This is a genomic window from Halomicrobium sp. HArcel3 (genome assembly GCF_058933135.1).
In genome coordinates, this window is record NZ_JBZYDN010000002.1 from 347,972 (window position 1) to 373,366 (window position 25,395).

The following is a 25,395-nucleotide window of genomic DNA, read 5'->3' on the forward strand; positions in this document are numbered from 1 at the left end:
GTCAAACCGTGCGCGTCTTTCACATCCTTTCGTCGATCGTACTGTCCGTCGTCGACTTCGATTCGAATCTCTCGAATATATGTTTGATAGCATCATGTTATTTTTACGCCTTTGGACCGTACATTCTGGTGTTGGATGGTCGCCGAAACTACCGCCACGAAAACGCTCGAGGCCACGCTTGCGCCGCCAACGGCGCACAAAGAGCGGCGTCTCGAACGGACTGTGGCGACCTACCGCCGTGCTCTCGAGGACGCCTTCGAGAGTGGTGCGGATACGCAGTTGGCGGTCAACGACGTTGTCACGCCGTACACGCTCACGTCCTACGCCAAGGACGCGCTCAAGAGCTACGTCCCACAACTCTCCCGAACGTACGATGCGGCGGAGATTGGGGACGATCACCCGGTCCGCTTCACGAACCGGGGTTTCCGAATCGACCACTCCAGCGAGCGAACGCACGAGTTCTGCTGGCGCGTTCCCCAGGCTGGACGTGGCAATGCGTTCTGGATTCCGCTTCGGATCAACCCCGAGCAGGAATCGCTCTGGTTCGACCTGTTCACCGACGACGTGACAGTCGGCGAGTTTTGACTCCAGCAGCACCGGACGACCTGGGTGCTGCACGTCACCGTCGAGTACGACGTCGTCGACCCGGAACCGACAGACGACCCGACTCGGATCGGGTTCGATATAGGCGAGTCCAAACTGCTGACGGGCTGTGCCTGTCAGGACGGCACTCCGACCCAACCGTACATCTACGACGGCGGTCGTGCGCGAGCACTCCGCAAAGAGATGTACACCACGCTGAAGCGCCTGCAAGAACGCGACGCCGCCGAGTGGCGAGTAGACGACCGATTCGACTACTATCAGAACGCGCTGACGGATATCGTGGAAAAGGCGTCGCGCGAAGCCGTCGACTACGCCGCGTCCTTCGACGACCCTGTCATCGTCCTCGAGGATCTCTCGTCCATCCGTGAGAACCTGGATTACGGTACGTACATGAACAGGCGCTTGCACGCGTGGGCGTTCGCCCGGCTTACCGACCGCATCGAGGACAAGGCCCTCGAAGCGGGTATCCCAGTCGAATTCGTGAATCCACGCTACACGAGCCAGACGTGCCACGCGTGCGGACATATCGGCCGTCGTGAATCGCAAGCGGCGTTCACGTGTACGAACGCGGCGTGTTGGGTCACGGAGTACCAAGCAGATATCAACGCGGCCGCAAACATCGCCGGTCGCGTCGACCCGTGGGGAGAGAGCGTTCCCTGGAAATCGGAGCGCGATGACTCGCCACGGGATGGGAGCACCGTTGACAGTGCCACAGCCCGCCGCGAGCCGAGTGCGAGACCCGCACAGACGACGCTCGCGGAGTGGGGCTGAAACTGCGCCGGTCGGTTCAGCAGGCCGGGCCCCCCGTGTCAGGGATTCCCCTGCCTTCAGGCAGGTGATGGATGTCAAGTCCGGTGAGTCTGCCGGCCGTTTCGTGACCCGCTACATATGCTTTTCCCGCCGGACCCAACAATCGGAGATAATCGCCGCATCACGTTCGAAAACGGCCGCTGACACGCAGCTATCTGGCTGTATTCAAATGCAACTGGTACGTAAGTTGTACCTATCGACGGCCGACTGGGAATAACTCGTCCGACAGGTCGCTGCCAAGCGACGCGGCCGCGAAGGTATCGGAGGACCAACTCCCGAGTGGCCGTCGGTTGACGGCGACCGGCCAACGCTTTTGGAACGGTCGCGCGATTGTCACGACATGACAGACCCGGATCGCCCCAGCGTCGTCTGGCTCGCGATGGAGGACACCTCTCCCCGTCTGGGTTGTTTCGGCGACGACCTCGCCCGGACACCGAACGTCGACGGACTCGCCGCCGAGGGACGGCGCTACCCGAACGCCTTCTCGACGGCGCCGGTGTGTGCGCCGAGTCGCTCCGCCGTCTTCACGGGCTGCCACCAGAACGCCATCGGCACCCACCACATGCGGACGACCCACACGAACGACGCCGCGCCGGAGCTGCCGACGCCGTACGACGCCGTCCCGCCCCACTACGTCACCGGGATTACCGAGTACTTCCGGCGCGCGGGCTACTACTGCACCCTCGACGCGAAGACCGACTACCAGTTCGGCGCACCGTTCACGATGTGGGACCGCCAGCGCGGCGCCACGCAGTCGCGTTCGCGGACCGACAGCCCCGGGTCGGGTCCGGGCTGGTGGGACGACGCCCGCGACCCCGACCAGCCATTCTTCGCCGTCTTCACGAACGGCGTCACCCACGAGAGCGGCCAGTGGGACCCCACCGAACCCGGCACCGACGACCAGTTCGGCGGGGCGGTCGAGGACCCCGACACGGACCCCGACGCGGTCGAGGTCCCCCCGTACCTGCCCGACACCGAAACGACGAGAACCGCCATCGCTCGTCAGTACGACAACGTCGCTCGCTCCGACGAGTGGGTCGGTGAGATCCTCGGCCGCCTGGAAGCCGACGGCCTCGCCGAGAACACCATCGTCGTCCTCTGGAGCGACCACGGCGAGGGCTTGCCCCGCGCCAAGCGCTGGCCGTACGACTCGGGGACGAACGTCCCGCTCGTCGTCCGCTGGCCCGGGCAAGTCGACGACGGCGACGTCGACGACCGCCTGGTGAGCCTGGTCGACCTCGGCCCGACGATGCTCGCGGCCTGTGGGCTCGACGTCCCCCAGTACTGCGACGGCCGGCCGTTCTTCGATACTGACGACGACGCGAACGGAGACGCGGGCGAGCCCCGCCAGTACGTCGTCTCGACCCGGGACCGCTACGACGAGTCCTACGACATGGTGCGGTCGGTCCGCGGTGAGCGCTACCGGTACGTCCGCCACTACCAGCCCGGCCGTCCCTACCGACAGTGGATCCCCTACCGGAATCGCCATCCGGTGATGCAAGAATTACTGGAACGGGACGCCGCGGGCGACCTGACGGGTGCCCAGTCCTGGTTCGCGGAAAATCGGCCCGCCGAAGAGCTGTACGACCTGGCGAACGATCCTCACGAGACCGAGAATCTGGTTGGTAATCCCGCCCACGCCGACGTGCTGGACAGGCTCCGTGACGCACTGGACGAGTGGCGCGAGCGCGTGGACGACGTGGGGGACGTCGCCGAGTCGCAGATGGTCCACGAGCGATACGAGGGAGACGACCAGCCCACGACCGCGACGCCCCGGTTCGTCCCGAACGCGCCCGGGAACCGGGAACGCGAGGTGGTCGACGGTGAGGTGGAACTGGACGGGCCCGCGACCCTCTCGCTGTACTGCGCGACGCAGGGGGCTTCTGTTGGATACGTCGTGGACGACGGTGAGGGAAGCGAGGTCCAGTGGGAACTGTACACCGGGCCGATTCGTCTCTCCGAGGGCGAGACGACGATTCGTGCGAAGGCAATTCGGTACGGCTACGCCGAGAGCGATGTGAACGAGGTGACGGTGCGCGTTTCGGAGTAGTTCGAACTGTCCCAGGAGGCGGAAATGGGACACCGAAAGTCCCTGGCCCGCTATCGAGAGCCGACGACGATACGGCAAACACCCAGAAAGCCCTCGGCGCGCTCCGGTCCCGGGGCTTGCTGCGCTCCTCACTCCGTTGCGGTGCTTACTGCGCCCGGGTTCCCGGAGCCCGCCTCGCCCTTTCATTCCTCCAGGCACAGCAGCCCTGCCCTTCCCCTGGTCGCGCGATGAAACGCGCTCCCGGCCGACCGCCGGGCGGTTGCCGAGCGGCCAGGATGCGTGATTCGCGGCGGACGCCGCGAATCCGGGGAGGGTTGGCGGAGTTAATCGCGAGCGCCTCCGTGCGCGAGCAAGGCTGGTCCTGGTGGATGAAAGGGCGAGGCGCGGTGAACGAAGCACGGACCCACAAGCACCGCAGTGCAACGAGGAGCGCAGTGTGGTCCGCGCGAGTTCAGCGGGCCGAGGGCTTTCCTTTGTTCGTATTGTCTCTGCCGATTCTCTGCGTTGAAGCGAGAGATCTCGAAGTATTAGATCCGTCATCTTTACCGAATCCGTCCTCTCCCCAAGCACTTACTCTCCAAGCAACCAATCATCAAGTATGGCAGAGGACGAGCGGGCCTGCTGTGCGCCGTCCAACGGATCGGTCGGCGCCTCGACCGACGCGGATGCGTCCACCATTCACGAATCCCACAGAACACCATCCGCCACCGAAGGCGACGACCGGACGAGCGGGATGGTCCGACTCGACGGCGGCACGTTCAGCATGGGCACCGACGACGACGTGGGCTACCCGGAGGACGGAGAGGGGCCCGAGCGCTCAGTCACCGTGGATCCATTCTACATCGACAAATTCGCCGTCACCAACGCCCAGTTCCTGAAGTTCGTCGAAGACACCGGCTACACCACCGACGCCGAGCGGTACGGCTGGTCGTTCGTCTTCCACGAGTTCGTCGACGAGGAGAGCGCCGTTCGCCAGCGCGTTCCGGGCACGGAGTGGTGGTGCGTCGTCGCGGGCGCGAACTGGTTCCGGCCGACGGGCCCAGACTCCCACGTCGTCGAGGACGATCTGCTGAAACACCCCGTGACGCACGTCTCCTGGCGCGACGCGCGGGCGTACGCCGACTGGGCGGGCAAGCGCCTCCCCACCGAGGCCGAGTGGGAGTACGCCGCCCGCGGCGGGCACGACGACCGGCGGTATCCCTGGGGCGACGAACTCGTCCCAGACGACGAGCACCGCTGCAACGTCTGGCAGGGTACCTTTCCCGAGCAGAACACGGGCGCAGACGGCTATCTCGGCACCGCACCGGTCGACGCCTTCGAGCCGAACGACTTCGGCCTCTCGAACGTCTGCGGCAACGTCTGGGAGTGGTGTGCCGACTGGTTCAGCCCCGATTACCACGCCAGCGACGCCTACGACCCGGACAATCCCACTGGACCGCCAGACGGCGACGAGCGCGTGATGCGGGGTGGGTCCTATCTCTGTCACGAGTCGTGGTGCAACCGCTACCGACTGGCAGCGCGGTCGAAGAACGAGCCCGACGCGTCGACCGGGAACATCGGCTTCCGCTGTGTCGTCGACGCGGCGTAACCCGATCTGGCTGACGGCGGCGACGGGACGGCGAAACGTCTTTTCGTCTCCGCTGCGCCGTTCCGGCATGCTCACGAACGTCCTGTCCGCCGCGAGCCAGCGAGTGCTGGAGGGGGTCCTCTCGTGGCCGTTTCCGCGTCCAGCCGCCCGGGCGCTGGTCGAGCGCGACGACGAGTACCTCTTCGTCGCCGTCGAGATGGCGGGAGAACGGCTGTGGATCCTGCCAGGTGGCGGCGTCGAGGCGGGTGAATCGCCACGCGAGGCGACGGCCCGGGAAGTCCACGAGGAGACCGGCCTGGACGTGACCGTCGGCGACCCGGTCGACGCCTTCGCCTTCGAGTCCTCGGTAGGCGCCCACGTCGCGACGGTGTTCCGCTGTACCGCTCCGAGAGGCGACCTCACGACGGACGAGAATCCGGACGTCGAACCGATCGTCGACGCGCGGTGGGTGCCAGCCGACGAGGTGAGCGCCCTCTCGCTGCCGTCGGAACTGGCGCCCGTCGTCGAACGATGGTGTTGACCGGTTGGTCGAAGGTATCGAGAGAACTCAGCGGTTCGCCGTGTGGATCGCCTCGCCGCGTGCGGCCATCGCAGCCTCGTGGACCGCCTCGGAGAGCGTCGGGTGGGTGTGGATGGTCGCCGCCATGTCCTCCAGCGTCGCGCCCATCTCGATGGCCAGGCCGACCTCGGCGATCAGTTCCGAGGCCTCGGGGGCGACGATCTGGGCCCCGAGGACGAACTCGCTCTCCGCGTCGGCGACGACCTTCACGAACCCCTCCTTCTCGTCGAGGGTGAGCGCACGCCCGCTGGCTCGCATCGGCATCTGGCCGACGACGGGGTCGAAGCCCGCCTCCTCGGCATCCTCGGCGGTCATCCCGACGGTGCCGATCTCGGGGTCGGTGAAGACCGCTGCGGGGACGGCCTGGTAGTCCAGGGCCGACGGCTCGCCGGCGATGACCTCGGCGGCGACTTCTCCCTCTTTCGAGGCGAGGTGGGCGAGCATCGGCTCGCCGGCGACGTCGCCGACGGCGAAGACGTGGTCCTGCTCGGTCCGGGCCTGGTCGTCGGTGGAGATAAAGCCGTTCTCGTCGGTCTCGACGCCGAGCGCGTCCAGGCCGAGGTCCTCGGTGACGGCCTGGCGGCCCACGGCGACGAGGGCCCTGTCGGCGTTGAACTCCTCGACTGCTCCTTCCTCGTTCTCCGTCGCCACGCGGATGCCGTCGGCGTCCTCCCGTTCCTCCCAGCTACTGGCGGCCTCGCCGAAGTAGAAGTCCACGCCGACGTCTTCCGCGCGCCCGCGAACGATATCCGTCACGTCCTGGTCGTAGCCCGGCAGCGCCTCGTCGAGCATCTCGACGACGGTGACGTCACAGCCCAGCTTCTGGTACACCGTCGACAGTTCCATCCCGATGTAGCCCGCGCCGACGACGAGCAGGCTCTCGGGCACCGACTCCAGCGCGAGCGCGTCCCGCGAGGAGAGAATGCGCTCGCCGTCGAACTCGAAGCCGGGGACCGTGACGGGCTTGCTCCCCGTCGCGACGATGGCGTGCTCGAAGGCGATTGTCTCGGAGCCCTGGCCCTCGCCCGAGTGGGCGACGCGAGCCTCGTTCTCTCCGGTGAAGGTGGCGACGCCGTCGACCAGTTCGACGCCGGCGTTCTCACAGAGCGACTCGACGCCGCGGGTCAGGCGCGTGACGACGCCGTCCTTCCACCCCATCATCGCCTCGACGTCGACGGCGGGGTTGGCGAACACGCCCATGTGCTCGGCGTCGCCGGCGCGGTGGGCCACGTCGGTCGCCGAGATGAGCGCCTTCGAGGGAATACAGCCGTAGTTCAGGCAGGTGCCCCCGTAGGCGTCCTTCTCGACCAGCGTCGTGTCGAGCCCGAGCTGGGCGGCGCGGATGGCGGCGACGTAGCCCCCAGGTCCGCCGCCCACGACCAGTACCTCCGTTCCGGTAGTGACGTCTCCGACGACCATTTTCTACTGTTGGGGTCGGCCGGCGACGTGAAAAGTGGGTGGTATCGAGGATGGCAATCAATCGAGGTACCGTCTCTCGACCGTTACTGACCAGCCTCTTCGACCGCCCGTTCGAGGGCGTCCGGATCGACCTTCTCGCCGAGTGCCGCGAGTTCAGATTCGATCTCAGCTCTCGATTGGCGGTTCTGCTCGGCCCGGGCCAGTAGCTGTTCCAGTCGAAGGGCCGTGATCGCCGTGTCGTCGTTGAGCTCCTGCAGACGTGATCGACAGGCCTCCTTGATGAACTCGCTCTTGTTGGTGTAGAGTCCCGTTTCGTCGAGAAATCGCTCGATCTCGGCGTCGAGTTCGACCGGGAACTTGACGCTCACGCTCGCGTACTCCATGGTAATACGATGGTACTACGCCTACATAAATCTCCGTACGAAACGCCTCCACAACAGTCTGTGACTCCGGCTACCCGCCCAGCGCGTCGACGACCTGCTCGACGGCGTCCGGGACGCTCCTGGCCCGCAGCGTCGCCGTCGTGTACCGCTCCATCGCGTCGTCGAGGCGCCTGAGTCCCACCTCGCCGCTGAACCGGCCGAGCGACTCGTCGGCCCAGGCGACGGTCATCGCCGCGTCCGCGAGGACCGGGCGAGCGAGCGCCGGTCGCGGGCTCTCCGACAGCGCCGTCCGGATGGCGTCGAGCGCCTCGTTGCGGCCCTCGTGCACGTCCGCCGTCTCCTCGGCGCCGAACGTCTCGCCGTCGTCGACCCGCTCCTGGAACCGGCCGAACGCCCCAACCTCGACGAGTCCCTCGGTCGCGGCCAGCACGGCGCTGGCCGGGCCCTGCGCCTCGGTGACGCGCTCCGGGCTCTCCTCGGCCTCGTCTCGCAGGCGGTACCGCAGCCGGTCGACGAGGTCGTAGTCGTCCTCGGTCGGCTCGGGAGGCAGTTCGTCACGACGCTCCCGGAGGTCGGCGGCGACCGATTCCGCCGCTGCGTCGAGCGTCTCCTCGACCGTTCCGGCGTCGTCGGGCAGCGACGACGTGAACCGATCGTAGAGGTACTCACTGTCGTCGACGCGAGCCCGCGCCGACTCCGCGTGCTCGCCCCACTCGGCGACGGTCAGTAGCGGACTCTTCCGCGCGTAAATCGACGGGGGCTCGTCGTCCAGCACGAGCCGGAGGTTCCGCTCGATGCGGGCGTGGACCAACGCGGCGTCGACCGGGTCCGTTCCGGCGTACTCGTGCTCTGATTCCAGCGATTCGGCCTCGTCGACGGCCGCCTCGTGGTCGGCCTGCACCTCCTCCGCTGTCAGGTCGTCCGCGACGAACGCCCAGCCGGCGGCGGCGTAGCGCGCTTCACAACGAGCCTCCCGGAGCGACTGGAGCGCCGAGAGCCGGGTCTTCGCCGTCCGGGCGTCGTCGACGTACTTCGTCGCGTCCTCGGCCGCGCCGACGAGTCGCTCCCGGACGTGGCCGTTCGGGACGTCCGCCGGGCCGAACGCCATCGGGAGCGTATCGAGCAGTTCGGTCACGCGCCCGCGTCTGTCGTCCAGCGCGGTTCGTTCGATATCGGCGGGAACGTCCTCGACCAGTATCGGTTCCGCCTCGCCGTCCTCGGCGGCCTGGGGGAGTTCGTGTGCGTAGACGGTCTCCGGGTCGCCCCCGTCCAGCTGATCCAGACTCCCGCAGCCCGCCAGCAGCGTCGTTCCGGCGGCGGCCAGGAAGCCGCGCCGCGTGGGGGATCCGTCTCCCATTACAGCTCACCCCCGCTGGTGGTCTGGTGAGGTGTCTCGGTGGTCGCCGTAGCGGTTCCCGTGGTCGCTGGCGCAGTCTCGGTGATTTCGCCGTCGCCGCTCGACACCTCGGCGCGAGCCCGTCCGTTGGGGTCACAGCGGCCGCTGCCGCCGATGCCAGTGCTGTACGAGTTGACCGACTCCTCGTCGAGGGCGACGGGGAGTCGGATGAGCCGCGAGTCGTAGACGTGTGTGTCGGCCTCGCAGCGCTCGTCGTACGGGCGGAGCTGCTGGGTGTAGTCGGTGTCGACGGAGTCGGACTGCCAGGACACGTGGCAGAGTTGCAACCGGAAGCACTCGCGGACGCGCGTGCTCTGGAGGTAGATCGTCTCGCTGTCGAAGTCGGTCTCCGCGACGAACGCCGACACCGCCTCGGCGGCGTCGGCCCCGCCGTTTCCGTTCACGTCGGTCTCTTCGCGTTCGCCGACCCCGCCCGCGGTGACGCCGTCGGTCACGGTGAGCTGATCGGCCCGCGACTGACTACCGATCACTTCGTTCGTGATCCGACCCGAGATGTGGTCGCGCTCGGGCGTCTCGGGACTCTCCCGGTCGGGGTCGTCGAGGCGAACGGGCGGCCACGCCGTGTCGGCGCGAACCAGCAGCGTCGGCGGGTCCGTCGCCGTGTTGCTCGCCGACGGGTCCGGTCTGGTGCCTTCGGTCGCCGTCCGCGTGGACTGGGCCGAGTCCTCGGCGAACTGGCTGCAGCCGGCGAACCCGCCCGCCGCAGCGGCCGCTACGTGGAGGAAGCGTCGTCGCGTGTGGGGGACCATCTGTGTCGATCCAACGTGTGAGAACCGATCTGAAAGGTTTTGTGGGTCTCGGATTCGGTTGGCGGGTCCTCGACGGGTCGTCCGTCGTTGCAGTCGTCCCGGCGATCCGTACGTCGTCCGTGGGGTCGTACTGGCGCCCGGCGCTCGAAAGGGGACCGTCGGAGTGTGATGCGAGACTGATTCGACCCCGTCCCACCTCGCGTTCCGCCTACGTCTCGTCCAGCGTCAACCGGTCGAACTTCCGGACGGCGGCGACGTAGCCGCCGCCACCGAAGAGTGCGAGGACGGCAAGGTAGACCGTCCAGGCGATGGCAGGCAGGAGGAGCGAGTGCGCGTCGACGCTCCAGGCGACCATGAAGACGCCGATTCCGCCGACGAACAGCCCGCCGAACAGGTAGCAGATCAGGGCGATCGTCGAGGGGTGGGCCCGTTCGACGCTCATGTACTCGCGGCGCTCGAACCGCGGGAGGACGGCGCCGATTCCGAGCGCCGTCCCGGCGCCGGCCAGCGAGAGGACGACGGCGAAGCCGGCGAGGGCGAGCGTCGAGACCACCGACGTGGAGGCGATACTCAGCGGCGTTCCCACCCCGACGGCGAGGAGGAGTCCGAGGACCAGGCCGGCCAGCACTCGGCCACGGAGCAACACCGCGACTGACCGGGTGTTAGTGAGCAGCAGCGGCAACTGGTCGCGGTCGTCGCCCAGCGGGTTCATGCAGTACGCGGCGCCGGCCACCGTCGCGCCGGCGATGGTGGCCGCCGGCGGACCGACGGTGAGCAGCGACCCGGGGTCCCGGAAGACGCTCGCGCCCATGCCGAGCATCCCGAACAGCAGCGGCCCGAGGTGGGCGAGCATCCGTGGGTCCCGACGGGTGCGCAGCAGGTACCGCCAGGCTACCCTCGCCGAGGGGGTTGCGGTGAACGGCCACGGCACGCCGCGGCTCCCGCTGGTCTGCTCCTCGTCGCCCGGCGACTCACGCAGGAGCAAGTGGGTCTCCCACCGCACCGCGGCGGCGAAGCCGAGCGGGACGGCGGCGAGCAGGAGAACGGCGACGAGACCCCCGAGCGGTCGCGGGTCCGCACCGAGCGGGGCGAAGGCCACGCCGGCGTAGGCCTGGAGCGGCTCTCCGGGGAGGAACGCCGGTGGGAGGGCCCCTGCGAGTCCACCGGTCTCGTCCAGCCCGGCGTAGACGAACCGGTAGCTGCCGACGTACCCGACGACCGTGACGGCGAGGAAGACCAGTACCTTCGTCCACAGCGACACCCGGAGGACCTCGCTCGCGTGTCGGATCGCGTCGCCGAGGAGGCGACCGGCGGCGAGCGCGGCGAGGAACACCGGCAGCGACGCGACGGCGAGCAGGGCAGGGGCTATCGGTCCCCTCGCACCGACCGCCACTTCGAGGAGTAACGCGACCGCCGTCGGTACGCCGACCGCCGTCGCCTGGATCGACTCGCTCCCGAGGCGTCCCAGCGACATCGCCGTCGGCGAGATCGAGGTCCTGACGAGCGGGCCGACGGCTCCGGCGGCCTCCTGGTTGAACCCGCTGGCACCACCGACGTACAGGCCGAGGACGGCGATACCGCCGAAGGCGACGCCCGCGGTTCCGAGCGGCGGGCTTCCGCTCGCCAGCGCCCGTCCGAACCCGGTCGCCACGCCCCACAGCACGAGGGGGAAGAAGACGCCGAACGCGAAGGCCATGAAGGCGACCGAGAGGAGTTTCCGCGCACTCCCGCGGACGTCTCGCACCCGACAGCGCAGTTCGGTCCGGGCGAGCACGCGGGCGTCGCGGACGTCGTTCCGGATCCGCGACCGCCACGTCGCGGGCCGCGAGCCCGGGCGACCGTCGGTCGGCTGACCGTCCGTCGGCCGACCGCCCGTCGACCGTCCGCCCGATCCCCGTCCGTCGGCCGGGCCGTCGCTCATCGGCCCAGCGCCGCGTCCGGTTCGTTCGTCAGTTCGAGGAAGGCGTCCTCCAGGTCGGCGTCGTTGGCACCGCCCTGTGCGGCGGCGGTGAGTTCGTCGGGGGCGCCCTCGGCGACGAGGTGGCCGTCGTGGAGTACGCCCACCTCGTCGGCGATCTCCTCGACGACGGGGAGAATGTGGGTCGAGAGGAACACCGTCGCGTCGCTCGCCGCGATGTCGAGGATCTGCGAACGGAGCGTCCTGGCCGCTCGCGGGTCCAGCCCGGAGGTCGGTTCGTCGAGGAAGACGACGGCGGGGTCGTGCTGGACGGCCTGGACGAACGCCGTCTTCTGGGCCATTCCCTTCGAGTACCCCTCTATCCGGCGGTCCAGGTCTTCGGCAAGGTCCAGCGCCTCGCACAGCTCCAGCGCTCGGTCGGAGACGGTCTCCCAGCGGACGTTCCGGAGGTCGGCGGCGAACTGCAACTGTTCGCGCCCGGTCAGCTCGTCGTACAGCGGCGGTTTCTCCGGGAGCAGGCCGACCCTGTCGACGAGATCCCGCCGGTTCGTGCAGGGCGTGCCGCCGACGCTGGCCGCGCCGCCGGTCGGTTCGACGAGGCCGGTGAGCATGCGCATCGTCGTGGTCTTCCCGGCGCCGTTCGGTCCGAGGAAGCCGTAGACGACGCCCGACTCGACGGCCAGGTCGAGGTCGTCGACGGCCGTCGTCGAACCGTATCGCTTCGTGAGGCCATCCGCGAGGATGGCAGTGGAGGGCTCTGTCACGTACGGACCGTCGGATAACCCGACTGAAAATCTTGGGGATCCGGGGGGTCGGAATGAACGAAGTGGTCGGTGTCGTCGCGGGGGTTCGAACCCTGACGTCGAGCTAGTACGTCCCGCGGAGGTGCCGTACCTCCAGTTCGTCCTCGATCGCAGCTTCGACCACGGCCTCGCGCTTTCCGTCGTAGGAGTCGAACGTCACCGTCCGCTCCTCGCCCGGTGCGAGGTGGAAGAAGTCGTCCGAGAAGGCGCCCGACAGCGTGCCGACGTCGAGTTCGACGAACAGCGCGGCCCGGTCGCTGGCGACGGTGACGTCGGCGCCGTCGATTTCGACCGATAGCTCGGGATCGGGCAGGTCGAGGGCCTTGTAGTCCTCGAAGAAGGCGGTGGCGGGGTAGGACTCCTCCGGCCCGCTGTAGGTTGCGCGCACCATGACCTCGTTGACGTCCACGCCGTCGGGGAGGTCGGCGCGGTCGACGGTCGCCAGTTCCTCGCTGGCGTTCGGACCGAGGTCGAGTTCGACCGCCTCCTCGTGGACGAGTCGGCCGTCCGTGAGGTGGACGACTGCCAGGTCGACCTGTCCGTCCAGCGGTTCGGGCACGTCGCTGGTGATCCACAGCGTCTGGGACTGGACGTCGCCCCACTCCGTCGCGTCGGGGTCCTCGGCCTGGGCGTTCTCCGCACCGCTGGCGCCCTCGAATCCCGGGTCGAAGGAGACCAGCACGGGCGCGTACTGCCGGCGGGCCATGTACTGCTGGGCCTTCCACTTGCCGTCGTACTCGATGGAGGCCCAGGAGGCGACGGGCCAGAGGACGTTGAGTTGCCAGTACAGCGTGCCCATGGTCTCGGGCTTGCGCCGGCGCCAGTGCTCGATGGCAGTCTGCATCGCCAGTCCCTGCTGGACCTGCGAGAGGTAGACGAAGTCGGTGAAGTCGAAGGGGAGCCGAAACTGCTCGGCCATCCGGGTGAGGATCGTGGTGTTCCCGCCGGGGTTGCGCTGGTGGTGCTCCATCATGGGGGAGGTCGGGTTGAAATCTTCCTCCTCGATGACGGTCCGCAGCGCGTCCGTCGACGGGAACGACTGGTAGCCGAACTCGGAGACGAACCGGGGTTCGGTGGCGAGGTAGTCCTCGAAGGGTTCGCCGGCGTGCCAGACGTCCCAGTAGTGGACGTCGCCGGACCCGAAGACGTCCGGGTCGTCGGTTCCCGGACCGCTGGAGGGCGACCCGGGCCAGTACGTCCGCGAGGGGTCCTCCTCGCGGCAGGTCGGGCCGACCGTTCCCTCGTACAGTTTCTCGTAATCTGCGACGTGGTCGGCGTGGTGCTCGTGGTCGGCGAACCACTCGTACAGGGCCACCTCGTTCTCGTTGTTCCCGCACCACAGGGCGAGCGAGGGATGGCTGGCCAGCCGGCGGACCTGGTGGCGGACCTCGGCCTCGACGCTGTCGAGGAAGTCCTCGTCGGCGGGGTGGAGCGAACACGAGAACATGAAGTCCTGCCAGACGAGGAGCCCGTACTCGTCACACAGGTCGTAGAACGCCTCGTCCTCGTAGTACCCGCCGCCCCAGACCCGGAGCATGTTCATGTTCGCGTCGGCTGCGCTGCGGACCAGGTGCTCGTAGCGCTCCTCTGTGACGTCGCCGTAGAAGGGCGACACCGGGACGGTGTTTGCCCCCTTCGCGAACACCGGCTCACCGTTGACCTCGAAATAGAAGGCGGTCCCCGCCGCGTCGGGTTCGACGACGAGTTCGATCTCGCGAAAGCCGATCCGGTCGGTGTGGGCGTGGCTGACTCCGCCATCCTCGTCGGTAATCTCGACTTCGAGGTCGTACAGCGGCTGGTCGCCCAGGCCGCTGGGCCACCACAGGTCGTACGCCGCGACGGGGACGGTGAGTTCGAGTTCCTGTTGGCCGGCTGCCAGGGAGACCGGCGCGGTCACCTCGGCTGCGGCGTCGGCGTTCGGGAGGGTCGCAGCGAGCTCGTACTCGCCGGCGCGGGGCGCGTCGATTCCCACGCGAACGGTCAGGTCGATGCCATCGCCATCGCCGCCGTGGTCCTGCTCGGTCTTGACGTACTGGATCCGCGGGCTGGAGTACGCTTCGAGCGAGACGTCGCGGTAGATGCCCATCGTCGGCAGGCAGGGGCCCCAGTCCCAGCCGAAGTGGCACTGCGCCTTCCGGACGAACGGCCGCCCGGGCTGGTCGACGGGGTAGCGCGTGCAGGGCACCTCGTAGGGATATTCCTCAGCCTGCTCGACGCCGTACTCGACGGGCGAGCGGAAGCGGACGACCACCTCGTTCTCGCCAGCGACGAGCGCGTCGGCGACGTCGAACGCGTGGCCGACGTGCATGTTGACCGAGCTCCCCACCTCCTCGCCGTTGACGAGGACCGTCGCCACCGTGTCCAGGCCGTCACACCGCAGCAGGACGCGTTCGTGGTCGAGGAGGTCCGCCCCGACGTCGACCGTCCGGCGGTACTCCCAGTCGGACTCGCCGACCCACTGGACGTCGAGTTCGTTGTCCCCGTAGAACGGGTCGGGGATCTCGCCCGCGTCGCGCAGGTCGGTGTAGACGCCGCCGGGGACCGCGCCGTCGAGCCACCGGTCGTCGCCGACCCGGCGGAACTCCCAGGTGCCGTTCAGTGATTTACTACGCACGTTGTTGGCGTGGTTCTCGCGGGGGTAAAACGATATCGGGGCGTGCTTCTGGCCCGCCTCGCCGACTCACTCCAACAACAGCAGCGTCGGGTCCGAGAGGTACTCCTTGACGGTGTTGACGAACCGCGCGGCGTCGGCGCCGTCGACGACGCGGTGGTCGATGGCCAGCGAGAGCGGGAGGGTCTGTTTCGCGACGACCTCGCCGTCTTCTGCCACTGCTCGCTCTTTCAGCGCGCCGATGCCGAGAATGGCAGTCTGGGGTGCGTTGATGATGGGGTCGGCGAACTCGCCGCCGATGGCGCCGAAGTTGGTGACGGTGAAGGTGCCGTCCTGCATCTCCGCGCGCTCGATGGAGCGTTCGCGGGCCCGCTCGACGAGGTCGTTCACCTCCGCGGCGACCTCCAGGATGCGCTTGTCGTCGACGTCGCGGACGACGGGGACCATCAGTCCGGCGTCCGTCGCCGTCGCGACACCGATATCGTAGTACTCCTTGTAGACGATCTCCTCGGCCTCCTCGTCGAGTTCGGTGTTGAGGATCGGGTGCTCCCGGAGCGCCGCGGCGACGGACTTCAGGACGAACGGGAGGTAGGTCAGCTTCACGCCGCGTTCCTCCGCCAGCGGCTTGAGTCGCTCGCGGGCGTCGACCAGTGCGCTCACCTCGGCCAGGTCATGGTGGGTCGCGTGGGGAATCTCGCGGCGCGAGCGCTGCATCTGCTCGCCGATTGTTCGGCGGACGCCGCGGTAGGGCTCCCGGCGGGTGGGTCGGGGGGCGTCGACGACCTTCTCCGCCGGCTCGTCGGTCGGCTGCGGCGGCGTTTCCGGCGCGCGTTCCGTCTGGCTCTCCGTCGCACTCTCTGCGTCGACCGCCTGGCGTCGCTGCTCGCGCGCCGCGTCGCTCACGCTCGCGTCGCCGGCGGTCTCGTCCGGCGTCTCCGCTCCTTCCGCCGGACGGCCGGCCAGGGCAGCGTGGCGGCGCTCGGCGTAGGACCGTACCGCTTCCTCGGTGACGTACGCCTCGCCGTCGCGCGTCTCGTCCGTGGGAACCGAATCGACGTCGACGCCGAGTTCCCGGGCCACCTTGCGGGTCGCCGGCGTCGCGAGGGTCTGGTCCCGTGCGGCGTCGCCGTCGCTGGCGTCGACCTTCTTCACGGCGGACCTGACGGCCGGATCTTCGGTCTGGTCGCCACCGGCAGCCTCGGCGTCCGCGTCGTCGGACTCGTCGCCGCCGACTCTGCGTACGGCCGACTTGAGCTGGCTGTCCTCCTCCGCGTCTTCGTCGGTCTCGTCGCCATCGTCCTCGCCGACGCGACTGACGGCGGACTTGAGCTGTGTCCCGTCGTCCTCGCTCTCGTCAGCCTCGTCCTCTCGTTCGTCGGGCTCTTCCTGCTCGCCCGCTTCTGCGGCCGCGCGGACATCAACTTCCGAGACGCGCCCGCTCGGCCCGCTGCCGGCGACGGTGGTGATATCGACGCCGAGTTCCCGGGCGAGTCGGCGGACGTTCGGCGGTGCGAACACGCGCCCGCCCTTCGCGCTCTGGACCGCGTCGCCGGTCACCTCGGTCTCGGCGGTGGCCGTCTCCCCACCGCTCTCGCCGCTCGCCGTCGATTCGGTGGTCTCGCTCTCGTCGGCTTCGGTGGCCTGCGCGCCGCTCGCGGTTTCACCGCTCGCCGGTTCCGAGGGCTCGCTCCGCTCGCCCTCGCCGTCCTCGCCTATGGTGATGATGACCTCGCCGACCTCGACGACGTCGCCCTCGTCGTAGCGCAGTTCCTCGACGACCCCGTCGACCGGGGAGGGGACGTCGACGGCGGCCTTGTCCGTCTCCACCTCCGCGAGTACGTCGTCCTCGGCCACGGCGTCGCCCGGCGTGACGTGCCAGGCCAGAATCTCTCCCTCGGCGACGCCCTCGCCGAGGTCCGGCAGCTTGAACTCGAACATGCCGTGAACCTCGGTGCCCCGCCGGATAAAAACTGCTAGCTACGGCTGCGGGGTGATTCTGATTGGTGGGAAATGCTGTTAGTGGCTGGTGGGCGAGTGCTGATGGAAACGACTCTCTAGGTGTCGGCGACGATGCCACAAAAACGTCGAAAGCCCTCGGCCCGCTCTCTGGAGTCGATACCTGGGCCAACAACATCCCGAAAGCCCTCGGCGCGTTCGACTCGCGCGGACCACGCTGCGCGCTTCACTCCGTTCCAGTGCTTGTGGGTCCGTGCTTCGTCGACCACGCCTCGCCCTTTCAGTCCACCAGGCACCGCGTTGCTCGCGCGGCCTCCGGCACGCGCTCGCGGATGACTCCACCACTCCTCCCCGGTCGCGCCTGGCGGCGCGACACGCGTCCTGACCGCTCAGCAACCGTCTGGCCGGGAGCGCGTGCCCGAACGAACGTGAGGGCTGCGCGACCAGGGGGAGGGCAGGGTTGCGGGGCTGTGCTGACCTGGAGGATTGAAAGGGCGAGGTGCGCTGGCCGAAGCACGGCGACGCAAGCACCGGAGCGAAGCGAGGAGCGTGGTTCGAAAGGCGCTGCGCGCCTTTCGTCATCACGAGAGAGCTCCGCTCTCTCGAACGACAGCGAGCCGCGCGAGGTGAGCGCACCGAGGGCTTTCCCTTGTTTGCGGTATCGACAGCAGCTCCGAAAAGTTGGCCGAGGGCTTTCAGAGTGTTTTCGTTCCAATTCCCGCAATCGAACACCCCTTTCCGCAAAACCGACGACTCGAAACAACCGACTCAAAACTCCACGGCGTCCAGGATCCCGTCGGCGATTCGGGCGGGTTCGGGCAGATAGAAGTCCTCCAGCGCGTACAGCGGGAACGGCGTGTCGAAGCCGGTGACTCGACCGATGGGCGCCTCCTGATAGAGCAGCGCCTCCTCCTGGATGGTCGCGATAATCTCACCAGCTAATCCACCAGTCTTGGGCGCCTCGTGGACGACGACGGCGCGGCCGGTCTTCTCGAACGATTCGACGATGGCGTCGGTGTCCATCGGCTTCAGCGTCCGCAGATCCACGACCTCGCAGTCGATGCCGTCCTCGGCGAGGTCTTCGGCGGCCTCGATGGTGGGTCGGCACATCGCGCCCCAGGTGAACACCGAGACGTCCGAGCCCTCGCGGCGGACGTTCGCCTCGCCGAGCGGGACGGTAAAGTCCTCGTCGGGCACTTCGTCGCGGAAGGCCCGGTAGATCAGCTTTGGTTCCATGAAGATCACGGGGTCGGGGTCGCGAACCGATGCGGCGAGCAGACCCTTCGCGTCGCGGGGTGTCGAGGGTATCACGACCTTGAGTCCGGGTTCGTGCGCGTAGAACGCCTCCTTGGACTCGGAGTGGTGTTCGGGGGCGCGGATGCCGCCGCCGTAGGGCATCCGGAGCGTCATCGAACAGGCAAACCGGCCTCTGCTCCGCGAGCGCAGTCGAGCGGCGTGGCTCACGATCTGGTCGAAGGCGGGGTAGGCGAAGCCGGAGAACTGGATCTCCGGGACGGGCTTCAGGCCGTAGGCGGCCATGCCGACGGCGGCGCCGACGATGCCCGACTCCGCGAGGGGGGTGTCGATCACCCGGTCGGGGCCGAACTCGTCGTAGAGGCCCTGGGTCGCCCGGAAGACGCCGCCGTTCTCGCCGACGTCCTCGCCGATGACGACGACGTCGTCGTCGCGTTCGAGTTCGCCGTAGAGGCCGTCGCGCACGGCCTGGACGAGCGTCAGGTTCTGGGTGGCGGACTGTTGCGTGCTCATGTTACCCCTCCAGAAGCGTCTCGTCGCCGTGGCGCTCGCGCAACCCCTGGAGGTAGTCGAGTTGCTGCGCCAGGCGCTGGGGCATCTCCGCGTAGACAGCGGCGAACATCTCCTCGGGCGAGGGCCGGGCGTGGGACTCCGCTTCGTCGATGGCGTCGGCCACCTCCTGGGAAATCGACTCCTCGATGGCTTCGATGCGTTCGTCGTCGAGCAGGCCCCGGTCGCGCAGGAATCCCTCCAGGCGCGGGATGGGGTCCTTTCGCCGCCACTCCTCGACCTCGTCCTCGTCGCGGTAGACACTCGGGTCGTCGGCGGTGGTGTGGGCGCCGAAGCGGTACTGAACGGCCTCGATCAGGGTGGGTCGGCGCTCGCCCTCGTCGGGGTCGCGGGCTTTGTCGACGGCCTCCTTCGTCACCTGATAGACGGCGAGCGGGTCCATCCCGTCGACCTGGACGCCCTCGAAGCCGTAGGCCGCGGCCTTCTGGGCCAGCGTCGCGCTCGCGGTCTGGCGCTCTCGGGGCACCGAGATGGCCCACTGGTTGTTGTTACAGAGGAAGACGGCGGGGACGTCGAAGACGCCCGCGAAGTTCAGCCCCTCGTGGAAGTCGCCCTCCGAGGTGGCGCCGTCGCCGAAGTACGCCGCGACCACCGCGTCGTCCCCCTGCAATTTGGTGGCCCAGGCCCACCCCGTCGCGTGGGGGATCTGGGTCGCTATCGGGACCGAGAGCGTGAACGCGGCGACGCCCGCCGGCGGGTCGTTGCCGGCCTCGTTGCCCATCCAGTACAGCAGGACCTGGTCCAGCGGCCAGCCGTGGACGTGGAGGGCGGCGTGTTCGCGATAGCTCGGAAAGAGCCAGTCCTCCTTTTCGAGCGCCATCGCACTCCCGACCTGGGCGCCCTCCTGGCCGGCCATCGGCGGATAGGTGCCCATTCGACCCTGGCGCTGGAGGCTCACCGCCCGCTGGTCGAAGTGCCGCGCCAGCTTGAGTTCGCGATACATCGCCACGAACTCGTCGTCGGAGAGGTCGGGCACGGTGGCGCCCTCGCGGACCGACCCGTCCTCGGCGAGGACCTGTACCTGGTCGGTCGGGTCGCGCTGGAGAATACTCACGGCGAAGAACACCTGCCATGGCGTGACATGGGTGTGGTATTGTCTCCCGCGACGTTTAGGGTTTTCGCGGGTACAGGTGCTATACTCCCGAATCCCTGCGCAGATTCGATCAAAAGTGGACGTATTTTCGCGTCGAGAGTTGACGAACGAACAGTCGCGCTCGTCGGCCTCGTGGACTGCACTGGCACCCGAGCAGTCCCGCTCGCGCTCAGTCGTCGGCCTCCACGGTACGGTCAGCGGGTCGCGCGTCCGCCCGCGTGAGATAAAGCGAGTACGCGATACAGAGCAGCCCAGAGAGCTGGATCAATCGCACCACCAGCCGGAAATATCCCTGGTAGACGAGGGGGAACGCCCCGACCTGCAACAGCGCGTTGCCCGCGAAGGCCGTCGCGTAGGTGACGCCGAACAGCAGCACCATGCCGACGGAGAGGTAGCGCATCGGGGCGCTATCGTGGCGGCGGAGCCCACGGTAGGCCTGGTAGCCGATGTAGAGGCCGACCAGGGCAGTGGCCGCGGCGGCGGCCGTCGTCGCGAGTTCGACCGTAGTGAACGCGTCGAAGGGCGCCATCTCAGAACCCCTCCCACAGCCTGGTCAGCCGGTCGGCGACGTCGTCGCCGCGCCTGTCGAGGTCGAACTGAAGTTCGCCTTCCCGGAGCCGGATCGACACCTCGTCGAGGACGGCGACGTAGACGGTGTCGTGGTGGCCGTCGGCCCGCGGGCGGGTCCGCTCGTCGACGAGGCCGGCGTCGGTCAGACGCTCGACGCGCCGGTAGACGGTCGCCTGCGAGACGTCGCAGCGCTCGCTCAGTTCCTTCGCGCTCAGCGCGTCGACGCTCGTGGCCGTGAGGATCTGCCGGACGTGCTCGTCGTCGAGGAGTTCGACGACGGCCGCGAGCGTCGGGTCGTCGGGCACGCCCGGCGGGTCGCTTGCTGGTGGCATAAGTGTCGGTATGGGGTCGGAGCGGTGGGCGGACGGCGAACGGAACGGTTCCGTGGCCGCCAGACGGACGGACCGGTGAGGCGTGGCGGCGCGTGGTGCTGTGCTCATGGCAGGTCGTAGACGAACAGCGTGGTCGAGGCGTGTCCGTTCGGTTTCCGGTAGACGAGCCGGACGAGGGCGTCCGGTTCGGCGTCGGCGGTGGAGACCGTGATCGATTCGCCCGGTTCCAGGCGGGCGCCGACGTCCGCGGTTACCGCGACCGGTTCGTCAGTCTGGTGCCCGGTCCCTTCGACCCACAGCCGGTCGGTCCGGACCGGGTCGCCCGCCGCGTGGTGGACGGTCAGCCTGTCGGCGTCGGCGTCGAACGACGCCCGCCAGGTGACGTGGGGGGTCACGAGGTCGCGGTCCGTCAGGACCCGTTCGACCACGTCCCGGGAGAGGTACATCTCGACGGTGGCGACCCGACCGTCGACCGTGACGTCGACGGCGCTGACCTCGGTCGCACTCGGCCGCCCTGCCCGGCGCCTCGAATCGAGCGACTCCTTCACCGCGCCCGCCGTCAGGTCGTACTCCGGCGGGAAGACCCACGTCTGGACGTAGTACGCGCCGTCCGCGTCGTGGTCGAACGAACTCGCCCACCCGACGGTGTCCGTCCGGAGGTCGTCGTCGCCGGAACTGGCACCGACGCCGCCCGGCCAGAGCCACGCCCACCGGCGCATGCCGGCGCCGTCGACGAGCGCGGCCAGGTCCGCGTCGCGCTCGTGGTACCGCGGGACGTCGCCGCGGCCCGCGTCGACGACCGCCCGGACAGTCTCGCGAGCGGCGGGTCCGTTGCCGAACACCGCGGCCTCCGTGCTCACGGCGACGACCCGCTCCGTGTCGGGACGCGCGTAGACGTCGTACTCGCCGTCGGTGCCCACCGGTTCGTAGGGCGTGTCGGCGACGACGTCGCGGACGGTCGCTTCGTCGACGGGCCCGCGGAGCACCGTCGCGTCGCCGAACGTGAGCGCGACGTCGACGTCGTCGACGTGGACGCCGACGTAGTCGGTCCGGAACGCGACGAGGGACCGGCCGATGCTGGTTCTGGCCCACGCCGGAGCGTCGGCCGACGGCGGGACGTGGACCCACGGCTCGACGCCGTCGGCGTCGCCGTTTTCCTCGGGAAGGGCCGACGGCGCGGGAAGCCAGTCGCGGTAGGTCGGCGCGTCCGGGACGGGGGCGTCCACGGCGCCGTATCGAACCTGGGCGCCCAGCGGCGGCAAGCCGGAACAGCCGGCACTCAGGGTCGAGAGCCCGGCGGCGATGGCCGCACCGCTTCGCCGGAGGAACCCGCGTCGCGACGCGTTCTCGAACGATTCTGGCATCTACGCAGCGATTACGTGGCGGGTGGCTTAAAGGGAGGAGCCGACCCGCTCCGGGTTGCAGACCGACAAAACGATTAAATACGGGGCTGCGGCCGTCGTCGAATCCGCCGGCGTTCTCAGTCGGCCGTTCGGGCGCGCTCGCGGGCGACCTCGGGGTCCTCACCGTCCCGCAAGACGCTCTCGACGAACAACTCGCCCGCCTTGTACGACGACCGGACCATCGGGCCCGAGGCGCAGTAGGCGAACTCGAACTCCTCCTCGGCGACCCGCTGCCAGGTGTCGAAGACGTCGGGGTGGACGTACTCGGTCACGTCGAGGTGCGAGCGCGACGGCTGCAAATATTGGCCGAAGGTGACGACGTCGACGCCCACTTCCCGGAGGTCCGAGAGCGTCTGGTACACCTCGTGGGCGTACTCGCCGACGCCGAGCATCAGGCTGGTCTTGGTGAAGACGTCGCTCTCTCGATTCGCCTGCCGGAGCACCGACAGCGACTGCTCGTAGCCCGCTCGCCGGTCCCGAACTGGCCACTGAAGGCGCTCGACGGTCTCGATATTGTGGGCGAAGACGTCGGGTTCGGCGTCGAGAATCTTCCGCACGAGTCGCTCCTCGCCCTGGAAGTCCGGGACGAGACATTCGACGAGGATGGAGGGGTCGCGCTCTTTGATGGCCCGGATGGTGTCGGCGAAGTGGCCCGCGCCCTGGTCGGCCAGGTCGTCCCGGTCGACCGACGTGAGGACGACGTAGTCCAGGCCGATGTCGGCGACGGCGTCGGCCACGTTTTCGGGCTCCTCGGGGTCCAGTGGTTCCATCCCACCCGTCTCGACGTCGCAGAAGTTACACCCCCGCGAGCACCGGTCGCCCATCAGCATGAACGTCGCCGTGCCGGGGCCGTCGCGTCCGCTCCAGCACTCGCCCATGTTGGGGCAGTTGGCCTCCTCGCAGACCGTGTGGAGGTCCCGGTCACGGAGCGACTGCTTGATCTCCGTGAACCGCTCGCCCGACGGCGGCCGCATCTTCAGCCAGTCGGGCTTGCGCGTCTGACTCATTGGATCTTGGTTTGATCCGGGCGATGAAAAGGATGCGGTCCTCTGATCTGAATGGGTTTGTTGATGGGGTGGATTGTGGTGTGGAGTTACCGCTACCAACTCGAAAGCCCTCGGCCCGCTCTTCGGAGACACTGACGATACCGCAAACAAAGGAAAGCCCTCGACCCGCTCTTCGGAGACACTGACGATACCGCAAACAAAGGAAAGCCCTCGACCCGCTCTTCGGAGACACTGACGATACCGCAAACAAAGGAAAGCCCTCGACCCGCTCGACTCGTGCGAACCCGCTGCGCGCGCTCGTTCCTCGCGTGCTTACGGGTTCGGACTTCGTCGACCGGACCTCGCCCTTTCATTCCTCCAGGGACCGCACCGCAGCCCTGCCCTTCCCCTGGTCGCGCGATGAAACGCGCTCCCGGCCGGGCGGTTGCGGAAGGAAGCGTGTCGCGCCGCCAGGCGCGACCGGGGAGGGTTGGTGGAGTTAATCGCAAGCGCGTGCCGGAGGCCGCGCGAGCAACGCTGATCCTGGTGGACTGAAAGGGCGAGGCGTGCTCGCGCTGGAAGGCAGTCGCTCAGCGGGCCCTACCCGAACGGACGTGAGGGTATCCCGCTGAGCGACCGTGAGCACGCCGAGGGCTTTCAGGATGTTGTTTGTCCAGGTATCGACTCCAGAGAGCGCGCCGAGGGCTTTCGACCTGTTAGTTTCCGATGTCGTACTACTCTCGATTGTCGTATCGCTATCGACCCCGTCTCTACGAACCCCACGACGCGCCTTTGCTCGCGGGAATCGGGTCGGCCTGGGGGTCGCGCATCGTGGGCTGGGGGCCGGGCTCAGGTTGCTCCCGATAGTCGCCACCGGGGAACTCGCCGTCGTCGACGTCGCGCTGCTGGGCGTTTAGCACCTCGCTCACCCGCTCGGAACCCTCGCTCGCGTCCCGCTGAATGCCCGGCGGCCTGCTGTCGTCGAACTGATTCCCTGAAAACTCGTTCCCCGCACCCGCAGGCGTGCCGAGCGCCAGGTCGGCCCGGCCCGAGTCGAGGACGACGTTGTTGCGGACGGTGTTCCCCGACGGCGGGACGACGTTGTGGTGGGCGACGACGCCGTAGTTCGTGTGGTTGTCGACCAGGTTGTCCGCGACGAGGTTGTCCGAGGCGCCCCAGAGGGCGATGCCGGTGCCGAAGGTGGGGAAGGTGTGGGCGACGCTGGGGGCGTCGCGGTTGTCGTTGCCGTAGACGACGTTGTCGACGATGCGGCTGGCGCGCTGGGGCGGGTCGGTCCGGTCGAGCGTGTTCGGGGCGATGCCGGTCATGTTGAACCGGAAGACGGAGTCACGAATCGTCAGGTCGGCGCCGGTGCTCGTCCCGGAGTAGCCCATGCCGTTGTGCTCGGCGACGACGTCCGACACCACTGCTTCGTAGGGGTGGTGGCGGCCGAGGTAGAAGCCGGCGTCGGGATGGCCGGAGGCGTAGCTGTACTCGAAGCGGCCGTCGCGGGAGTCGTAGGCGTAGATGCCGTAGTAGCCGTCGTTGTAGGCGGTGAGGTAACTACCGCGGAAGCCGACGACGCCGGACCAGTAGACGGCGTTGCGCCGGTAGCGCCTGACGGTGAGGTTCTCGACGGCGACGCGGTCGGCCTCGATCTCGACGCCGTTCTGGCGCTGGAACCCGCCGTCGAGGACCACCCCGTTGCGGTCGCGCCCCCGGAGCGTGATATCGGTCGTCGTCACCGAGACGGTCTCGTCGTAGGTGCCCGGCGCCACCAGCACCAGGTCCCCCGGCGCGGCCGCGTCGACGCCGGCCTGGACCGTCGGCCGGTCCTGGGGAACCCTGATCGTGTCGTACCCGCCGTCGCCGGCCCGGGCGAAGACGCCGACTCCTGCCAGCCCCATCGTGCCGAGGAAGGTACGCCGATCCATCGGTGGATCTACACGCCCGACGCGTTTCGTTATAGCGGTGTTACGACGTCGGGCTGTTGCGACGACCACGCGCCACGAACTCGCCACACAGTGACGGACGAGCGTCCCTGTCCCGATACGATCGGCTTATCGAGGGGCGACCTGCCTCGGGTCGCCGCGTCACTCGTGGTCGCCGCCGAGCGGTTCCCGGGTCTCACACTCGGGACATTTGAACCAGTATGAGTCCGGATCCATGCCCTTCTCGAAGGTGGTTCCGCACTCGACGCACTCGTAGTTCGACTGGTCGGATTCGAGGCCGACGGCCGATTTGACGGTCTGTATCACGGACATCGTATCCGCCGGAAATAGTCGACTGAGGTCCTAAAAAGCCGCGCGCGGCTTCAGTCC

The 25,395-nt window shown here is 68.3% G+C and carries 19 protein-coding genes and 1 pseudogene; 4 read left to right on the forward strand and 16 right to left on the reverse strand.

Annotated features, from left to right (window positions below; genetic code table 11):
* Window positions 1–135: 135 nt before the first annotated feature.
* The 4 genes and pseudogenes from AC5FRV_RS07540 (at window position 136) to AC5FRV_RS07555 (ending at window position 5,571) form a co-directional block, all read left to right on the forward strand.
* Window positions 136–1,374 (forward strand): annotated as a pseudogene (locus tag AC5FRV_RS07540) (RNA-guided endonuclease TnpB family protein).
* A gap of 379 nt (window positions 1,375–1,753) precedes the next feature.
* Window positions 1,754–3,463, forward strand: a complete 1,710-nt coding sequence (locus tag AC5FRV_RS07545; protein ID WP_493560487.1) for a sulfatase family protein — start codon at window positions 1,754–1,756, stop codon at window positions 3,461–3,463.
* Window positions 3,464–4,061: 598 nt separating this feature from the next.
* Window positions 4,062–5,051, forward strand: a complete 990-nt coding sequence (locus tag AC5FRV_RS07550) for a formylglycine-generating enzyme family protein (RefSeq protein ID WP_493560488.1) — start codon at window positions 4,062–4,064, stop codon at window positions 5,049–5,051.
* A 67-nt stretch (window positions 5,052–5,118) separates the two neighbouring features.
* Complete coding sequence (locus AC5FRV_RS07555) at window positions 5,119–5,571, forward strand: NUDIX domain-containing protein (protein WP_493560489.1); 453 nt, start codon at window positions 5,119–5,121, stop codon at window positions 5,569–5,571.
* A 27-nt stretch (window positions 5,572–5,598) separates the two neighbouring features.
* Here the strand turns inward: AC5FRV_RS07555 and lpdA are convergent, their stop codons facing one another.
* From lpdA to AC5FRV_RS07635, 16 genes are all read right to left on the reverse strand, one after another.
* Window positions 5,599–7,029 (reverse strand): dihydrolipoyl dehydrogenase, encoded by a 1,431-nt coding sequence (gene lpdA, locus AC5FRV_RS07560; RefSeq protein WP_493560490.1) that lies wholly within the window; start codon window positions 7,027–7,029, stop codon window positions 5,599–5,601.
* Between the two features lie 83 nt (window positions 7,030–7,112).
* Entirely contained in the window at window positions 7,113–7,412 is a 300-nt protein-coding gene (locus AC5FRV_RS07565) for a ribbon-helix-helix domain-containing protein (protein ID WP_493560491.1), read from the reverse strand.
* 70 nt (window positions 7,413–7,482) lie between these two features.
* A complete protein-coding gene (locus AC5FRV_RS07570; protein ID WP_493560492.1) occupies window positions 7,483–8,769 on the reverse strand; it encodes a hypothetical protein in 1,287 nt (428 codons plus the stop codon).
* Complete coding sequence (locus AC5FRV_RS07575) at window positions 8,769–9,578, reverse strand: hypothetical protein (RefSeq protein ID WP_493560493.1); 810 nt, start codon at window positions 9,576–9,578, stop codon at window positions 8,769–8,771. The genes AC5FRV_RS07570 and AC5FRV_RS07575 overlap by 1 nt, the downstream gene beginning before the upstream one ends.
* Before the next feature lie 208 nt (window positions 9,579–9,786).
* Window positions 9,787–11,499, reverse strand: coding sequence for a hypothetical protein (locus AC5FRV_RS07580; RefSeq protein WP_493560494.1), 1,713 nt, complete (start codon window positions 11,497–11,499; stop codon window positions 9,787–9,789).
* Window positions 11,496–12,260: an ABC transporter ATP-binding protein gene (locus AC5FRV_RS07585; protein WP_493560495.1), complete on the reverse strand. Its 765-nt coding sequence runs from the start codon at window positions 12,258–12,260 to the stop codon at window positions 11,496–11,498. The genes AC5FRV_RS07580 and AC5FRV_RS07585 overlap by 4 nt, the downstream gene beginning before the upstream one ends.
* A 103-nt stretch (window positions 12,261–12,363) precedes the next feature.
* The gene (locus AC5FRV_RS07590) at window positions 12,364–14,913 is read right to left on the reverse strand and encodes a beta-mannosidase (RefSeq protein ID WP_493560496.1); all 2,550 of its coding nucleotides are present in this window, start codon (window positions 14,911–14,913) and stop codon (window positions 12,364–12,366) included.
* Between the two features lie 66 nt (window positions 14,914–14,979).
* Complete coding sequence (locus AC5FRV_RS07595; RefSeq protein ID WP_493560497.1) at window positions 14,980–16,848, reverse strand: dihydrolipoamide acetyltransferase family protein; 1,869 nt, start codon at window positions 16,846–16,848, stop codon at window positions 14,980–14,982.
* Window positions 16,849–17,634: 786 nt separating this feature from the next.
* A complete protein-coding gene (locus AC5FRV_RS07600) occupies window positions 17,635–18,633 on the reverse strand; it encodes an alpha-ketoacid dehydrogenase subunit beta (protein WP_493560498.1) in 999 nt (332 codons plus the stop codon).
* A 1-nt stretch (window position 18,634) separates the two neighbouring features.
* Entirely contained in the window at window positions 18,635–19,744 is a 1,110-nt protein-coding gene (pdhA, locus tag AC5FRV_RS07605; protein WP_493560499.1) for a pyruvate dehydrogenase (acetyl-transferring) E1 component subunit alpha, read from the reverse strand.
* 208 nt (window positions 19,745–19,952) lie between these two features.
* Window positions 19,953–20,312 (reverse strand): DUF7521 family protein, encoded by a 360-nt coding sequence (locus tag AC5FRV_RS07610; RefSeq protein WP_493560500.1) that lies wholly within the window; start codon window positions 20,310–20,312, stop codon window positions 19,953–19,955.
* A 1-nt stretch (window position 20,313) separates the two neighbouring features.
* A complete protein-coding gene (locus AC5FRV_RS07615) occupies window positions 20,314–20,685 on the reverse strand; it encodes a helix-turn-helix domain-containing protein (RefSeq protein WP_493560501.1) in 372 nt (123 codons plus the stop codon).
* Window positions 20,686–20,789: 104 nt separating this feature from the next.
* Window positions 20,790–22,049, reverse strand: a complete 1,260-nt coding sequence (locus AC5FRV_RS07620) for a hypothetical protein (RefSeq protein ID WP_493560502.1) — start codon at window positions 22,047–22,049, stop codon at window positions 20,790–20,792.
* 116 nt (window positions 22,050–22,165) lie between these two features.
* Window positions 22,166–23,095, reverse strand: a complete 930-nt coding sequence (gene lipA / locus AC5FRV_RS07625; protein ID WP_493560503.1) for a lipoyl synthase — start codon at window positions 23,093–23,095, stop codon at window positions 22,166–22,168.
* A 749-nt stretch (window positions 23,096–23,844) separates the two neighbouring features.
* Window positions 23,845–25,008: a right-handed parallel beta-helix repeat-containing protein gene (locus AC5FRV_RS07630; protein ID WP_493560504.1), complete on the reverse strand. Its 1,164-nt coding sequence runs from the start codon at window positions 25,006–25,008 to the stop codon at window positions 23,845–23,847.
* A 159-nt stretch (window positions 25,009–25,167) separates the two neighbouring features.
* Complete coding sequence (locus AC5FRV_RS07635; RefSeq protein ID WP_493560505.1) at window positions 25,168–25,338, reverse strand: hypothetical protein; 171 nt, start codon at window positions 25,336–25,338, stop codon at window positions 25,168–25,170.
* Window positions 25,339–25,395: the final 57 nt, after the last annotated feature.

Coding starts and splice junctions, on each gene's coding strand:
- AC5FRV_RS07575 (WP_493560493.1), bottom strand. CDS start 9,578: ATGGTCCCCCACACGCGACGACGCTTCCTCCACGTAGCGGCCGCTGCG.
- AC5FRV_RS07620 (WP_493560502.1), bottom strand. CDS start 22,049: ATGCCAGAATCGTTCGAGAACGCGTCGCGACGCGGGTTCCTCCGGCGA.
- AC5FRV_RS07555 (WP_493560489.1), top strand. CDS start 5,119: ATGCTCACGAACGTCCTGTCCGCCGCGAGCCAGCGAGTGCTGGAGGGG.
- AC5FRV_RS07610 (WP_493560500.1), bottom strand. CDS start 20,312: ATGGCGCCCTTCGACGCGTTCACTACGGTCGAACTCGCGACGACGGCC.
- AC5FRV_RS07570 (WP_493560492.1), bottom strand. CDS start 8,769: ATGGGAGACGGATCCCCCACGCGGCGCGGCTTCCTGGCCGCCGCCGGA.
- lipA (WP_493560503.1), bottom strand. CDS start 23,095: ATGAGTCAGACGCGCAAGCCCGACTGGCTGAAGATGCGGCCGCCGTCG.
- AC5FRV_RS07545 (WP_493560487.1), top strand. CDS start 1,754: ATGACAGACCCGGATCGCCCCAGCGTCGTCTGGCTCGCGATGGAGGAC.
- AC5FRV_RS07600 (WP_493560498.1), bottom strand. CDS start 18,633: ATGAGCACGCAACAGTCCGCCACCCAGAACCTGACGCTCGTCCAGGCC.
- AC5FRV_RS07550 (WP_493560488.1), top strand. CDS start 4,062: ATGGCAGAGGACGAGCGGGCCTGCTGTGCGCCGTCCAACGGATCGGTC.
- AC5FRV_RS07565 (WP_493560491.1), bottom strand. CDS start 7,412: ATGGAGTACGCGAGCGTGAGCGTCAAGTTCCCGGTCGAACTCGACGCC.
- AC5FRV_RS07615 (WP_493560501.1), bottom strand. CDS start 20,685: ATGCCACCAGCAAGCGACCCGCCGGGCGTGCCCGACGACCCGACGCTC.
- AC5FRV_RS07630 (WP_493560504.1), bottom strand. CDS start 25,008: ATGGATCGGCGTACCTTCCTCGGCACGATGGGGCTGGCAGGAGTCGGC.
- AC5FRV_RS07580 (WP_493560494.1), bottom strand. CDS start 11,499: ATGAGCGACGGCCCGGCCGACGGACGGGGATCGGGCGGACGGTCGACG.
- AC5FRV_RS07635 (WP_493560505.1), bottom strand. CDS start 25,338: ATGTCCGTGATACAGACCGTCAAATCGGCCGTCGGCCTCGAATCCGAC.
- lpdA (WP_493560490.1), bottom strand. CDS start 7,029: ATGGTCGTCGGAGACGTCACTACCGGAACGGAGGTACTGGTCGTGGGC.
- AC5FRV_RS07595 (WP_493560497.1), bottom strand. CDS start 16,848: ATGTTCGAGTTCAAGCTGCCGGACCTCGGCGAGGGCGTCGCCGAGGGA.